The sequence below is a fragment of the Xanthomonas sp. MLO165 genome, assembly GCF_018831305.1.
Taxonomy (GTDB): Bacteria; Pseudomonadota; Gammaproteobacteria; order Xanthomonadales; family Xanthomonadaceae; genus Xanthomonas; species Xanthomonas arboricola.
This window is the reverse complement of the sequence record NZ_CP029263.1, coordinates 4626099-4641334: the sequence shown is the minus strand read 5'-3', so window position 1 is coordinate 4641334 and position 15236 is coordinate 4626099. Positions and strand designations below refer to the sequence as shown.

Sequence of the window (15236 nt, the reverse complement as noted above, 5' to 3'; positions counted from 1 at the left end):
GAGGTGGGAGGAGGAGGAGGGCGTCAACTGGTGGCGAGCGCGGCGCTGCGTCGGCGCAGGCCCAGCTCGTGTTCGATGCGGGTTTCCAGCGGCTTGTCGATCTCGTACAGCGCCAGCAACGCGGTACCGAGCAGGAACGGGATGGACGCATACACGCTGATGGCCAAGCGAATGCCGTTTGTCACGGCATCGCTTTGCAGCGGCAGGGCGGCATCGTAGCCATAGAACGCCAGGATGCCGGCGACCAGCGCGCCGCCGACGCTCAGGCCGATCTTCAGGCCGCACAACATCGCCGAGAAGATGATCGCGGTGGCGCGGCGGTGGTTCTTCCATTCCGAGTAGTCGGCCACGTCGGCGATCATCGCCCACAGCAGCGGGATGGTGATGCCGTAGAAGAAGCCGTGCAGCACGTAGGAGGCGAACACCCAGGCGATCGCAGTCGGCGGATACACGTAGAACGCCAGCAGGAACAGCGTGGAGATCAGCAGCGCGCCACCGAACACGTTGCGCTTGCCGTAGCGATCGGCCAGCCGCTTGGAGAAGCCGATGCCCACGATCATCGCCAGGATGCCGCCGGCGCTGAACACGCTGAAGGCCGAGGTGGGTGCGTCCTGCGGCCATTGCAGCGCGCTCAGGCCGGCGCCGGTGAGCGCGCTGTTGATCGCAGCGATGAAGCGGTTGAAGCCGGCGTTGTCGAGGAACAGCGTCAACGCGTTCGCGTCGAGGGTGTACTTGAAGTAGTAGATGTACATCCCGCCCTTCATGGCGAGATTGATGAAGACCAGGATGGTCAGCGACAGCATCACCAGCCAGGGTTTGTTGCGGACCAGATCGGTGAGGTCCTGGCGCACGCTGCTGCGTTGTTCGCTGATCGGCAGCACGCGCTCGCGGGTGGTGAAGAAGGTGATCAGAAAGCACAGCGTGCCGACGGCGGCGAACAGCGCCATGGTGTTGCGAAAGCCCTGTGCCTTGTCGCCATTGCCCAGGATCAGCACCAGCGGCAGCAACAACACCTGGATGATGAACTGTGCAAACGTCACCGCCAGGAAGCGGTACGCCGACAGGCTGTTGCGCTGCTCCATGCTGCCGGTGAGCACGCCGCTCAACGCCGAGTACGGCAGGTTGTTGGCCACGTACACCAGCATCAGCAGCGTGTAGGTGGCGAAGGCGTAGGCGATCTTGCCCTGCTCGCCGAGTGCGGGCGTGTTGAACGCGGCCAGCGACAAGGCACCGAACGGCAATGCCGTCCACAGGATCCACGGGCGGAACTTGCCCCAGCGCGTGCGGGTGCGGTCGGCCAGGATGCCGATGATGGGCGTGAACACGAACGCGCCGAGCATGCCCACCACGAAGATCAGGGTGGCGGCCACACTCGCCGGGATGCGGAACACATCGGTATAGAAGAACGCCAGGAAGGTGACCAGCGTCTGGAAGATCAGGTTGGCTGCCAGGTCGCCCAGGCTGTAGCCGATCTTTTCGCGCAAGGAGAGCTGTTGTGAGCGATCGTTCATGAGGTGGGGCGGGGCTCAGGGAGTGCTGCGGAAAACGCCGCGGCGCGCGCCAGGCTGCCGGTCGCGATGGGAGGTGATCGCGACCGGCAAACACAGCACTCAAAAGGTACCGCGGATGCCGAGCATGACCGTGCGCCCGGGCTCGTACAGATCGTAGGTGGCGTTGGGCCAGGCGTAGGTGGTGCGCAGCGGCTCGTCGGTGAGGTTGGTGACGTTGAGGGTGATCTGCGGCTTGGACGGCAGCGATTCCAGCGTGTAGCTGGCAGACAGATCCAGCTGCCCGCGCGCATCGGCGTTGAGGCGCGCGTAGGGAATGCCGTTCTGGTTGGCGCCGGAGATCACCATGTCGTCGTTCCATGTGTAGGACAGGCGCACCGAGGCGGCGTCCTTTTCCCAGTACACGGTGCCGTTCCACAGGTTGGGTGCGACGCCGACCGCCACTGCCGGAATGCCTTCGCCTTCGGAGGATTGGGTGACATGGGTGTAGTTCACGCTGAAGCCCAGACCGTCGACCAGCCGGTCCAGCGGCTGCACCCAGATCGCCTCGGTGCCGCGGATGTTGAGCACGCCGTCGGCGTTGACCTGGGTCTGGACATCCACGGTGGCCGCATTCGGGCCGCCGCGCTGGTCCAGGCCGGACTGCTGAATCGGCAGCAGGCTGTCGTAGGGCACGCCCAGGTCGTTGAAGGGGATACGCCGCACGCCGTTGACGGTGAAGCCGCTGATGCGCTTGTTGAACAACGTCAGGCCCACATAGCCTTCGCCGCCGGTGTACCACTCGCCACCGAAATCCACGTTGGTGGACAGGTACGGCGCCAGGTTCGGATTGCCCTGGGTTGCGGTCTGCGCGGAGGGGTCGCTGAAGTTGGTGTTGGGCAACATCGCGCTGGGGTCGGGGCGGGTGAGCGTGCGCGAGCTGGATAGCCGCAGCACCACGTTGTCGGCCACGTCCCAGGCGGCGTTGAACGAGGGCAGGGTCTCCTTGTAGTCCGAATCCAGCACCTGGACGCGGCGGATGCCGTTGATGGTGACCGGGCCGGTGATGGTCTGGTCGGTGGTCACGTAGCGCACGCCGGCATTGAAGCGCAGCGTGCGGTTCCACACTTCGGTTTCCGCGTTGGTTTCGATATAGAAACCCCAGTTTTTTTCGCGGATGCCGCCGGCCGAGGCACCGGTGTTGGCGGAGTTGGTCTCCGGTGCGGAATCGCGCAGCGCGTAGTAATTGGTGTCGCCCAGGAAGCGGTTGAAATCGGCGGTGATGAAGCCATCCGGGCCGGGGCGCAGATAGCCGGCCAGCGCCGCATTCGGGATTGCCGAGCCAGGGCCGCCGTTGCAGACATTGCCACCGCCACCGCGGCAGACCACCTGCTCCCAGGCGATGCTGTTGTCGAAGCCGCGGATGGTGCGCTCGGCCTGGTCGTAGGCGGCGCCGATCTTGATGTTGCGCTTGTCTTCGCCGAACTGCAGGTCGGCGCGTGCGCCCCGGGTTTCGGTCACGCGTTTTTCGTTCTGGATATTGACCCGGCCGCCGTTCCAGCCCCAGCCCAGATTGGGGTCGTTGAGATCGAGCGGGCTGCTGATCGAGGGGCGGTCGCCGCCTTCGTTGCGGTAATCGACGGTGGTGAACGGCGAGGTGACCAGGATGCTGGGCGACTCGCGCTCCAGCCAGCTGCGCGTGGCGTTGGCCTGCACGTTGAGCTTGATGTCCTGGTTCTCGCCGAACAACAGCTCGGCACCCGGATTGACGCTCCAGAACTTGACCTCTTCACGGTACGGGCGGGCTTCCAGGAAGTACTGCGCATTGGCAAACGTGGCGCTGGTGACCACGTTGTTCTGGTCCAACTGCATGCCCAGCGGGATCATGTTGCCGTTGCGGCCGATCAGATTCATGCTGATCCGCTCGGTGGTGCGCTTGGCTTCCGAATACAGCGTGTCCAGGTAGAAATGCATGCTGTCGGACGGGCGCCATTCCAGCGACATCACCGAGGCATCGCGGTCGCGATCGCCATTCATGTAGACGCTGCGGCCCAGCCGCGGAATCAGCGCGTCGCTGATCTGGTCGATGCTCAGGCCCGGGTTGCGCGCCAGCAGCCAGGCCGCATCGATGGTCTCGCCGGTGGTCAGGCCGCTGCCGGCGGTGGCCGGCACGCGGTCGGGAATGCGCCAGTTGCCGCCACCATTGACGTTGCACGCGGCCGGTTGATTGGTGGCCGGGGTGCCGGCAGGCGGGGTGAGGCCGCACTGGGTGTAGGTGAGGCCGGGGTTGGTCCAGCCCACGCTTTCGAAGCCGCGCACGCCCAGCTTGCCGCGGACCGAGGCCACGCCCAGCAATGCGCCGAAGGTGCCTTGCTCGTTGGTCCAGCTGCCCATGAAGGCGCCGCGCGGGGTGGTCTTTTCGCTGGTGCTGTTCCAGTCCGCCTGGGCCTGATAGGTGAAGTGCACGCCGGGGCGATCGAACGGGCGCGCGCTGCGCATGTCCACCACGCCGGAGACGCCGCCTTCGAGCATGCTGGCGGTGGGCGTCTTGCTGACCGTGAGCTGGGTGAAGAACTCGGTGGGAAACAGGTTCAGATCGACTTCGCGGTTCTGGTTCTGCGCGTTCAGGCCGATCGAGGCGGTGGCGATGCTGGCGCCGTTGAGCGTGGTCTTGGTGAAGCTGGTGCCCAGACCGCGGATGGCGATGTTGAGGCCCTCGCCATTGACGTCGCGCGAGAGCTGCACGCCGGGGATGCGGTTGAGCGACTCGGCGATGTTCATGTCCGGAAACTTGCCGATGTCCTCGGCAAACACGGTGTCGGCAAAGCCCACCGAGTCGCGCTTGGCGTCGGTGGAAAACTGGATGCTGCGCCGGTAGCCGGAGACGGTGACGGTGTCGAGCTGGGTCACCGCATCACCGCTGGCAGCGGCGGCCGTGGGCGGTTGTGCGGTGGCGGCAGCGCTGTCGGCATCGCTGGACTGTGCCCAGGCGGCGGTGCTGGTCATGCCCAGCAGAATGGACCCCAATGCGCAGGACAACGCGGTTTGTGCGTAGCTGTTCTTCACCGTAATCCCTTCCCTAACAGGTGAGCAGATGTCCCACGCATCGCCCCTGCGCAGGGAGTGCCGCTGCCGGTAGCGGCGCGGCGATGGTGCGATGGGGGAGACGGGCGATCAGCGGTGGCCGATGTTAGCGCTACCAAATTCAGAACATCACGCTGCAGGGCAGCATAGGCGACGGAAGGCATCGTGGCGGCTGCGACAGTGGCGCTGATCGGAATGGTGCCGGCTGCATATGGCGCACTGGCGTGTTGCACTGCGCGATGGTTTTTGCCCGGCAGCGTGGTAATGGTAGCGCTATCACCCGTGGCGCAAGGCCACCTTCGTGCAGGTGCAGTGCTCGATGAATCGAACCGAAGAACGCGGCAACCAGAGGCCGGGCCACGCGCGACATGTGGCAGCGCATTGCAGTGGCCGTTGCGCGATTGCCCGTCGCAGGCTGCGTCCAGCAGCGCTATGGCGCCCGCGCACATGAGCGAGTTGCCGCAAGCGGCTGCCCCTGCCGGCACGCTGGCGCGCCTGGGCCGCATGCGTTGGCGTGTCTGCGCACTGCTGCTTGCCGCCACCACCATCAACTATGTCGACCGCCAGGTGCTGGGCGTGCTGGCGCCGTTTCTGCAGACGCAGATCGGCTGGAACGAGATCCAGTATGGCTATATCGTCACCGCGTTCCAGGCCGCCTACGCGCTGGGCCTGTTGTGCAGCGGTGCGGTGATCGACCGCTTCGGCACACGCGTCGGTTACGCACTGGCGATCGGCATCTGGAGCCTGGCGGCGATGGGGCATGCGCTGGCCACCAGCGTGGTGGGCTTTGCGATTGCGCGCTTCTTCCTGGGGCTGGGCGAATCCGGCAACTTCCCCGCTGCGCTGAAGACGGTGGCCGAGTGGTTCCCGCGTCGCGAGCGCGCACTGGCCACCGGCATCTTCAATTCCGGCTCCAACATCGGTGCGATCGTCGCGCCGTTGCTGGTGCCGCTGATCGCCACCGCCTGGGGCTGGCAGGCGGCATTCCTGTTCACCGGCGTGCTCAGCGCCACCTGGCTGCTGGTGTGGTGGCTCAGCTATCACCCGCCCGAGCAGCAACCCGGCCTGTCGGCGGCAGAGCTGGCGCATATCCGCAGCGATGCGCACGAGCCGGTGCAGCGGCGGCTGTCGTGGTTGCAGGTGCTGCGGCATCGGCAGGCCTGGGCGTTCGTGCTGGGCAAGTTCATCACCGACCCGATCTGGTGGTTCTTCCTGTTCTGGCTGCCCAAGTTCCTGCATGCCGAATACGGATTGAGTCTGTTGCAACTGGGCGCGCCGTTGATCGTGATCTTCGTACTGGCCGATATCGGCAGCATTGCCGGCGGCTGGGTCGCCGGGCGCTTCATCGCGCGCGGCTGGAGCGTTAACCGCGCACGCAAGAGCGCAATGCTGATCTGCGCGATCTCGGTGGTGCCGATCGTGTTCGCTGCACGCGCCGATAACCTGTGGCTGGCCGTGGGCCTGATCGGCCTGGCCACCGCTGCGCATCAGGGGTGGTCGGCCAATCTGTTCACGCTGCCATCGGACATGTTTCCACGCCACGCGGTCGCCACCGTGGTCGGCATCGGCGGCTTTGCCGGCGCGGTCGGTGGCATGCTGATCGCCACCTTCATCGGGTTCCTGCTGCAGGCCACCGGCAGTTATGTGCCGGTGTTCCTGATGGCAGGCTCGGCGTATCTGCTGGCGCTGGCGGTGGTACACATGCTGGTGCCACGCTTGGCGCCGGCGCAGCTGCCGGCAGATGCCGCCGCCACCGCCGCATCTTCCTGAGGGGATCATCATGCAATTACGCACACTGGCAATCGGGTTGTTGTTGGCGGCGAACGTCGCAACGCTTGCGCAGGCCGCACCGCTGGCTTCCGGCGCGCCCAAGTTCCTGGGCAGCGCCTACAGTCCGCAACAGTCCCCGGGATTTGCGCAGTACTGGAACAAACTCACGCCGGAAAACAGCGGCAAGTGGGGCAGCGTGGAAGCGGTGCGCGACCAGATGGACTGGAGCGGGCTGGATACCGCCTACCGGCTGGCCAAGGCCAACGGCATGCCGTTCCAGATGCATGTGATGGTGTGGGGCAATCAGCAGCCGGAGTGGATCAAGTCGTTGCGGCCGGCCGAGCAACGCCGCGAGATCGAGCAGTGGTTCGCCGCGGTGGCGCAGCGCTATCCGGAGATCGACCTGCTGGAAGTGGTCAACGAGCCGCTCAACGACCCGCCCAGCAAGGACGACACCGGCGGCGGCAATTATCTGCAGGCGCTCGGCGGCAACGGCGCCAGCGGTTGGGAGTGGGTGCTGCAGTCGTTCCGGCTGGCGCGCCAGCACTTTCCGCGTGCGCGGCTGATGATCAACGACTACAGCATCACCAACAGTCCCCAGGCCACGCAGAAGTACCTGCAGATCGTGCAGTTGCTGCAGCGCGAGCAACTGGTCGATGCGATCGGCGTGCAGGAGCATGCCTTCGAAACCACGCCGAATGTGGCGATGTCGGTGCACCGCGACAATCTCGATGCACTGGCCGCGACCGGCTTGCCGATCTACATCACCGAGTTCGATCTGGACGGGCCCACCGATGCGCAGCAGCTGGCCGCCTACCAGCGTGTGTTCCCGGTGTTCTGGGAGCACCCCGGCGTGCGCGGCATCACGCTGTGGGGCTTTCGTCCCGGGCTGTGGCGCGACAAGGAAGCGGCCTATTTGATTCGCGCCGATGGCACCGAGCGGCCGGCGCTGACCTGGCTGCGCGATTACGTTGCCAGCCACGGTGCGGCGCGGTGATCCCGGTGCCCTGCCTTTTTCCTGCCCGTTCGGCGATCGACTGATGCCTACCTCCATTCCGCTGACCCTCCACGCCGACCGCCTGTTGCCCGCCGACCCCAGCACGCGTGCGATCGCGCGCCGCCTGTACGCGAAGATCGCTGCACTGCCGATCATCAGCCCGCATGGTCATACCGAACCGGCGTGGTTCGCTACCGACGCGCCGTTCGCCAATGCCACCGAGTTATTGCTGGTGCCGGATCACTACGTGTTCCGCATGCTCTACAGCCAGGGCGTCGCACTGGATGCCTTGGGCATTCCGCGTGCGGATGGATCGCGCGCGATCGTGGATCCACGCGCGGCGTGGCGCGTGTTCGCTGAGCACTACACGTTGCTGCGCGGTACGCCGTCAGCGTTGTGGTTGAATCATGTCTTCCATGACGTGTTCGATCTGCGCATCCGGCTGGATGCCGGCACTGCCGATCATTACTACGACCACATCACCGCGGCGCTGCAGACGCCGGCATTCCGTCCGCGTGCCCTGTTCGAGCGCTTCGACATCGAGGTGATTGCCACCACCGAGTCGCCGCTGGACACGCTGCAGCACCACGCGGCCATTCGCGCCAGCGGCTGGAAGGGACGCGTGCTCACCGCGTACCGCCCGGACCCGGTGGTCGACCCCGAACACGAACAGTTTGCCGCTGCGCTGCAGCAGTTCGGCGCGCTCACCGGCGAGGATGTGCTGAGCTGGCAAGGCTATCTGCGTGCGCACCGGCAGCGCCGCGCCTTCTTTGCCGCGCATGGCGCCACCTCGACCGACCACGGCCACCCCAGCGCGGCCACCGCCGATCTGTCGCCGGCCGAGGCGCAACGCCTGTTCGACACCGTGGTACGTGGTGCCGCCACACCGGCGCAGGCCGAGCTGTTCCGCGCGCAGGTGCTGACCGAAATGGCGGCGATGAGCCTGGACGATGGCCTGGTGATGCAGTTGCACCCGGGCTGCTTTCGCAATCACAACCGGCAGTTGTTCCAGACCTTCGGGCGCGACAAGGGCGCCGATATTCCGATGCGCACCGACTACGTGCACGCGCTCAAACCCTTGCTGGACCGGTTCGGCAACGACCCGCGCCTGCGCCTGATCGTGTTTACGCTGGACGAAACCAGCTACAGCCGCGAGCTGGCGCCACTGGCCGGCCATTACCCCTCGTTGTTGCTGGGGCCGGCATGGTGGTTCCATGACGCGCCGGAAGGCATGTGGCGCTTCCGCGAGCAGACCCTGGCCAGCGCCGGCTTCTACAACACCGTGGGCTTCAACGACGATACCCGCGCCTTCCTGTCGATTCCGGCGCGGCACGATGTGGCGCGGCGCGTGGACAGCGCCTTTCTCGCCAAACTGGTCGCCGAGCACAGGCTGGACGAGGACGAGGCGGTCGAGGTTGCGATCGATCTGGCGTATCGCCTGCCCAAGCAAGCCTACAAGCTGTGAGGCTGGGCGAGGCAGCACGCAGCGATGCCTGCACGCGTGCACGTGGTGCGGATGGGACACGCCTGCAGGCACGGTCGATGCGAGGCGCGATATGACGCACACGGGCATGCAGGCGAGGGTGATGCGCGCGCTCAGGGATTGCGCACGCCTCGCGCGTGTCGCGATGCTTTGCATCTGCCTGGTAGTGCCCGCGCTGGCAGCACTACCGGCGCCGACCCAGTTGCCGCGCGAGCGCGTCTCGCTCAACGCGCAGTGGCGCTTCCATCGCGGCGATCCTCCAGACAATCGGCAAATCCTGGACTACGACATCCGCCCGCACGTGCTACGCAGCGAAGACGGCAAGGTGGCCGACGCGCAGCCCGAGCAGGCGCAGCGCCTCGATACCACCGCAACCCGCGTGCTCAAGCCATGGATCCTGCCCACGGCCAATGCCTTGATTGCAGATCCCGCGAAGCGGCACGAACGCCCGCCCGGCCACCCCGGCAGCAGTGTCGCTTTCGTGCAGCCGCAGTTCGACGAAAGCGGCTGGGAGCGCGTGGATCTGCCGCACGACTGGGCCATCGCCGGGCCGTTCCTGGCCGATGGTCCCTATGGCGGCATGGGGCGCTTGCCGAGCTGGGGCGTGGGTTGGTATCGCAAGCGCCTGGACATCCCCGCCAGCGATCGCGGGCGCGCGCTGTTTCTGGATCTCGATGGCGCCATGGCCTATGCCACGGTCTGGCTCAACGGCAAGCTGGTCGGCGGCTGGCCGTATGGCTACAGCTCCTGGCGCGTGGACCTGAGCCCCTATGTGGTGTTTGGTGCGCGCAACCAGCTGGCGATCCGCCTGGACAACCCGCCCGACTCGGCGCGCTGGTATCCGGGCGGCGGGCTGTATCGCAATGTGTGGCTGACCAAAGCTGCGCCGCTGCATGTCGCGCATTGGGGCACGCAGCTGACCACGCCGCAGGTCTCGGCCGACACCGCGCAGGTGCAGCTGGTGATCACGCTGGACAACGCCGCGCGCAGCGCGGTGCAGGCACAGGTCAGCACCGCCATCTATGTGCTCGACGATGCACGCGGCACACGCAGCGGCGCGCCGGTCGCGCGCATTGCCGCCGTGCAGGTTGCGGTTGCCGCCGGTGGCAGCGCCCGTGTGCAGGGCAGTACGCAGATCGACCACCCGCGTCTGTGGGGCCCGCCGCCGACCCAGCGCCCGCACCGCTATGTCGCAGTGACGGAGGTCAGTCAGGACGGGCACGTGGTGGATCGCTACGAAACACCGTTCGGTGTCCGCAGCATCGTGTTCGATGCCGACAAGGGCCTGCTGGTCAACGGCGAACATGTGCCGATTCGCGGCGTGAACAATCATCACGACCTCGGCGCGCTGGGTGCGGCGTTCAACCTGCGCGCCGCCGAGCGGCAACTGCAGTTGCTGCAGCAGATGGGCGCCAATGCCATCCGCATGAGCCACAACCCGCCCGCACCGGAGCTATTGGAGCTGACCGACCGCATGGGCCTGCTGGTGGCGGATGAGGTGTTCGACAGTTGGGAGATGAAGAAGACCCCGCTGGATTTCCACCTGGTGTTCCCGCAGTGGCACGAGCCGGACCTGCGCGCGATGCTGCGGCGCGACCGCAATCATCCTTCGGTGATCCTGTGGAGCGTCGGTAACGAAGTCGGTGAGCAGTACACCGGCGAGCAGGGCGCGGCGATCGCACGCACACTGCACGCCATCGTGCATGAGGAAGACCCCACGCGCCCCGCCACGGTGGCGATGAACTACGCCTCGCCCGAGATGCCGCTGCCCGCTGTGCTGGATGTCATCAGCCTCAACTACCAGGGCGAAGGCATCCGCGACGCACCGGAATTCGCAGGCACCGAGCGCATCCGCAAACAACCGCAATATCCCGCGTTCCATGGCAGGTTCCCGCACAAGCCCATTCTCAGCAGCGAGACCGCCTCGGCGTTGAGCAGCCGCGGTGTGTATCTGTTTCCGGTGACGCCAGACATTAGCGCGCCGGTGCGCGATGGGCGCGGCGGCGATTCGGTCGCGCACCAGGTCAGCGCCTACGAACTGCATGCGGTGGACTTCGGCTCCAGCGCCGACAAGGTGTTCGCGGCGCAGGACCGGCATCGGTATGTCGCCGGCGAATTCGTCTGGACCGGCTTCGATTATCTGGGCGAGCCCACGCCGTACTACAGCTCGCGCAGTTCGTACTCCGGCATCTTCGATCTGGCCGGTTTTCCCAAGGATCGCTACTGGCTGTATCAATCGCGTTGGCGCCCCGATCTGCCGATGGCGCATCTGCTGCCGCACTGGACCTGGCCCGGCCGCGAGGGTCAGGTCACGCCGGTGCATGTGTTCACCTCCGGCGACGAGGCCGAGCTGTTCGTCAATGGCGTCTCGCAGGGGCGCAAGCGCAAGGGCCCGCTGCAGTACCGGCTGCGCTGGGACGCGGTGGTCTACCAACCCGGCGAGCTGCGCGTGCAGGCGTACAAGGAAGGCAAACCCTGGGCCGACGACCGCGTACAAACCGCCGGCAGCGCCGCGCGCATGCAGGTGACGCCCGACCGCGGCAGCATCCGTGGCGACGGGCAGGATCTGAGTTTCGTCACCGTGCGCCTGCTCGATCGCGATGGACGTCCTGTGCCGACCGCCGGCGACCGCCTGCGTTTCCGCATCGAAGGCCCGGGCGAGCTGGTCGCCACCGACAACGGCGATCCCACCAACCTGGAATCCTTCGCCGCGCCGCAGCGCAATGCGTTCAACGGGCTGTGCCTGGCGATCGTGCGTGCCAAGCCCGGCGCGCGTGGCACCATCACGCTGCATGTGGACTCCGACAGTTTGCAGGCCGCCAGTGCGCAGGTGGTGGTGGAGTGATGGGGTTCCCGATGACGCACTACCTGCGGTACCTGCACAGGAATCCGGCGATGCAGCAGACCCACGAGCGCCCAGCAGCAGGCTTGCGTTTTGTTCTGGCCCTGATCGGCGCTGTGATGGCAGTGCCGGCCTTGGCTGACTGCGACACCCGCAGCACCTCGCTCGAGCACGCCTACGCCGACGGCTTTCTGATCGGCACCGCCGTCAATGCCGACATCGTCTCCGGCAAGGACGCTGCCTCTGCCGCGCTGGTCGCCTGCCACTTCAATGCCATCACTGCCGAGAACGTGATGAAGGCCGAAGTGGTCGCTCCGCGCCCGGGCGTGTTCGACTTCGGCACGGCCGACGCCTTCGTCGCCTATGGGCGCGATCACGCCATGTTCGTGGTCGGCCATACCCTGGTCTGGCACAACCAGACGCCGGAGTGGTTCTTCGTCGATGCACAAGGCAAGCCCAACAGCGCCGACGCGCAGCTGGAGCGCATGCGCGCGCACATCGAGCGCGTGGCGGGGCGCTACGTCGGCAAGGTGCAGGCCTGGGACGTGGTCAATGAGATCATCGACGAAGACGGACGTTACCGCGATACCAACTGGGTGCAGCGCGTCGGCGATGGCGACACCGTGGTGCGCAACGCCTTCACCTTTGCCCAACGGTATGCGCCGGATGCGGAGCTCTACTACAACGATTTCAACGCATGGCGGCCGAGCAAGCGCGATGGCATCGTGCGCATGGTCAGGATGCTGCAGCAATCGGGCATCCGCATCGATGGCGTCGGCATGCAGGGACACTGGGGGCTCAACTATCCCAGCCTGCGCGATATCGAAGACGCCATCGATGCCTACGCCGCGCTCGGCATCAAGGTCATGATCACCGAGCTGGACATCGACGTGTTGCCACTGACCAGGGAAGGCCAGGTCATCGGGACCGGACTTGCGCACAAGCAGTTCCAGCTGCCGGAATTCAAGCGCTTTCTCGACCCGTATCGCGAGGGCTTGCCGCCGCAGGTGCAGGCGCAGCTGCGCGATCGCTACGCCGAGCTGTTCGCGCTGTTCTGGCGCAAGCGCGACAAGCTCGCACGCGTCAGCGTGTGGGGTGTCAGCGATGGCATGTCCTGGAAGAACGATTACCCCGTGCCGGGCCGCACCAACTATCCGCTGCTGTTCGATCGCAATCACCAGCCCAAACCGGCGCTGGATGCGGTGTTGGCGGTACCCGCGCACGCTGGCGAGCGCTAGCACGGCTGCCGGCATGCGCAGCAGGCCTGCACGCGCATGGTGGCATCATGGCCCGACTTCGTTACTGGACAGACCGATGCGCTTGCCGCCCTATCTGCTGTTGGCCGTTCCGCTGCTGGCAATCCTCGCCGCCTGCACCAGGAAGGAGGTGCCGCCACCGCGCTTTGCCGCGATCGGGCATCTGCAGAGCTTCGATCGCAGCTTCAGCGACGTGGTCGCTGGCGATGCGCGCATCGAGAAGCTCAGCGAAGGCTTCACCTGGTCCGAAGGCCCGGCCTGGGTCCGCAACGGTGGCTATCTGCTGTTCACCGATGTGCCGGAAAACAAGCTCTATCGCTGGTCCGAGGACGCAGGCCTGTCGGTCCTGCTGTCGCCGTCCGGTTACAGCGGCCCGGAGCAGGCCACGCTGCGCGAAGCCGGCGCCAATGGGCTGTATGCCGAACCGGGCGGCACCGTGTTGCTGGCCGATTCGGGCACGCGCATCGTCGCCAGGCTCGACCCGGCCACGCGCAAGAAGACGCCGCTGGCGACGCAGTTTGAAGGTCACCGTTTCAACAGCCCCAACGATCTGGTCCGCCGCAGCGATGGCGTGGTGTTCTTCACCGACCCGCCTTACGGCCTGAAGGGCATGAACGATTCGCCGGTCAAGCAGCTGCGCTACAACGGCGTCTACCGGCTGGACACCGACGGCAGCGTGCATCTGCTGGACGACAGTCTCAGCCTTCCCAACGGCATCGCACTGTCGCCCGATGCGCGCACCCTTTACGTGGCCAACTCCGATCCGGAGCGCCCGATCTGGATGGCCTACACGCTCGACGCAGCCGGTGCGGTGACCAGCAAGCGCGTGTTCGCCGACGCCTCCGATCTGGTCGCCAAGGACGCGCCCGGCCTGCCCGACGGCATGGCGGTTTCCGCCGACGGCCACCTGTTCGCCACCGGCCCCGGCGGCGTCATCGTGTTCGCCCCCGATGGCCGCAGGCTGGGCCGCATCGAAACCGGCGAACCCATCTCCAACTGCGCCTTCGGCAACGACGGCCATACGCTGTACATGACCTCGCACGCGATGCTGGCGCGGGTGCGGGTCAAGGCGCTTGGCTTGGAGTTTGCCCAATCGCCGCTTTAGTAGGAGCGGCCCTGGCCGCGATGGAGCTGTACCGGTCACCCTGTGTTGCAAATCGTTCTGCTTTCAGCAGTCACAACAGCTGATGGATACGATGTGCTGACAGACCGGTTTTGTAGCAGGCAACCTTGAATTCTGCGGTCCAGAACTCTAGACTCGCACCCTAAGTGGACTGGGGGTTCCCGGTCGGCGTCATAGCCTCGGTGAGATCACCGGGGCTTTTCGCTTTCTGGCGGCGGGAAAATTTTCAGGCCCCAGCCTTCATAGTCGACACCCAATTGACGCCGGCCTTGCTTGCAGAAGAATTTTCGCTGCAGCACGTCGAATGCGCGATTGGGATGATCCGGGCGCAGTACCGATAGCCCGATGGGCCGCGCAACGAGGTCAGCCAGTTGCAAGCCAGATGAGTTGGCCTTTTTGTCCGCAAAGACGATGGTGAAGGGAAGTTGCCGGCCCCAGCGGTTTGCGTCGTCGCAGATCCGCCTGAATTCCAGCTCCAGATCGCGGTCTTCCTTCTTGCCACGGCACTCAACCACCACGTGCGTTGCAACGTCGTCCTGCTTCTTTTCCTGCATCAGTTCGAAAAGTGTTTCCAGGCAGAATGCGAGCGCCAGGTGGTAGGGATTGTCTGCGGTCTGGGCCTTTTCCTTCAGCCGTGTCTTGTCGATGACACAGCTGATCAGGATGAAGTTGTGCGACTCGATGATGCCCGTCAGCTCGTCCAGAAAAATCGTCTTTTCCAACCGATCACTGAAGCGGAAATATCCCTTTTCCTTGCGGATGTCATGCTCGTGGAGAATCACCACGTCATGCCCGAAATGCCTGAACTTGAATGACTCAATCGCGGGAACCACGCGTTGCGCGTAGTGGCCTTTGTGGAAGACACACAAGGCCAGCACAAACACCGGATAGTTGGGATCTACCGACTCCAGGCCGTGGTCGCCGCTTTCATCGACATAGACGATGTAATTGCTGTAACGCGGGTCGGCAGCCGCCAGTAGTGGCGGTGTCGCCGGCTCGCCTTCCGCCTGTACCAGTGGCAGCGAAAATTGCCCGGCAACGCCAGGCATCGTTGATGGCGTGTGATCTGATCCACGTTTCGGCATGACCGCTCCCTGGCGCTGCACATTGGACAACGATGCAGCAGATTAGATCCTCATCTGCAGAGGCACAATCTTCAACCAAGTCTCTCGCAGCATGCCGTACGCGGGAGGC

9 protein-coding genes are annotated in these 15236 nt (G+C 65.5%); 6 read left to right on the top strand and 3 right to left on the bottom strand.

Going from position 1 to position 15236, the window contains the following annotated elements; all coding sequences use genetic code 11:
* Positions 1–23: 23 nt before the first annotated feature.
* Entirely contained in the window at positions 24–1511 is a 1488-nt protein-coding gene (locus DGN21_RS19490; RefSeq protein ID WP_126966951.1) for an MFS transporter, read from the bottom strand.
* A gap of 99 nt (positions 1512–1610) precedes the next feature.
* Positions 1611–4553 (bottom strand): TonB-dependent receptor, encoded by a 2943-nt coding sequence (locus DGN21_RS19485; protein ID WP_164738966.1) that lies wholly within the window; start codon positions 4551–4553, stop codon positions 1611–1613.
* A 465-nt stretch (positions 4554–5018) separates the two neighbouring features.
* Here DGN21_RS19485 and DGN21_RS19480 point away from each other — a divergent pair, with 465 nt between their 5' ends.
* The 6 genes from DGN21_RS19480 to DGN21_RS19455 all read left to right on the top strand — a co-directional run bounded on the left by DGN21_RS19480 (position 5019) and on the right by DGN21_RS19455 (position 14024).
* Entirely contained in the window at positions 5019–6341 is a 1323-nt protein-coding gene (locus tag DGN21_RS19480) for an MFS transporter (RefSeq protein ID WP_160955236.1), read from the top strand.
* Between the two features lie 10 nt (positions 6342–6351).
* Positions 6352–7338, top strand: coding sequence for an endo-1,4-beta-xylanase (locus DGN21_RS19475; protein ID WP_126966949.1), 987 nt, complete (start codon positions 6352–6354; stop codon positions 7336–7338).
* Positions 7339–7381: 43 nt separating this feature from the next.
* The gene (gene uxaC / locus DGN21_RS19470; RefSeq protein WP_126966948.1) at positions 7382–8803 is read left to right on the top strand and encodes a glucuronate isomerase; all 1422 of its coding nucleotides are present in this window, start codon (positions 7382–7384) and stop codon (positions 8801–8803) included.
* A 106-nt stretch (positions 8804–8909) separates the two neighbouring features.
* Positions 8910–11666: a beta-galactosidase GalB gene (gene galB / locus DGN21_RS19465; protein WP_252374717.1), complete on the top strand. Its 2757-nt coding sequence runs from the start codon at positions 8910–8912 to the stop codon at positions 11664–11666.
* A 50-nt stretch (positions 11667–11716) separates the two neighbouring features.
* Positions 11717–12901, top strand: a complete 1185-nt coding sequence (locus DGN21_RS19460; protein WP_126966946.1) for an endo-1,4-beta-xylanase — start codon at positions 11717–11719, stop codon at positions 12899–12901.
* Positions 12902–12977: 76 nt separating this feature from the next.
* Complete coding sequence (locus DGN21_RS19455; RefSeq protein WP_126966945.1) at positions 12978–14024, top strand: SMP-30/gluconolactonase/LRE family protein; 1047 nt, start codon at positions 12978–12980, stop codon at positions 14022–14024.
* Between the two features lie 206 nt (positions 14025–14230).
* Here the strand turns inward: DGN21_RS19455 and DGN21_RS19450 are convergent, their stop codons facing one another.
* Positions 14231–15127 carry a DUF3800 domain-containing protein gene (locus DGN21_RS19450; protein WP_237475025.1) on the bottom strand — a complete coding sequence of 299 codons (897 nt, stop codon included), beginning with the start codon at positions 15125–15127 and terminating at the stop codon, positions 14231–14233.
* Between the last annotated feature and the right edge of the window lie 109 nt (positions 15128–15236).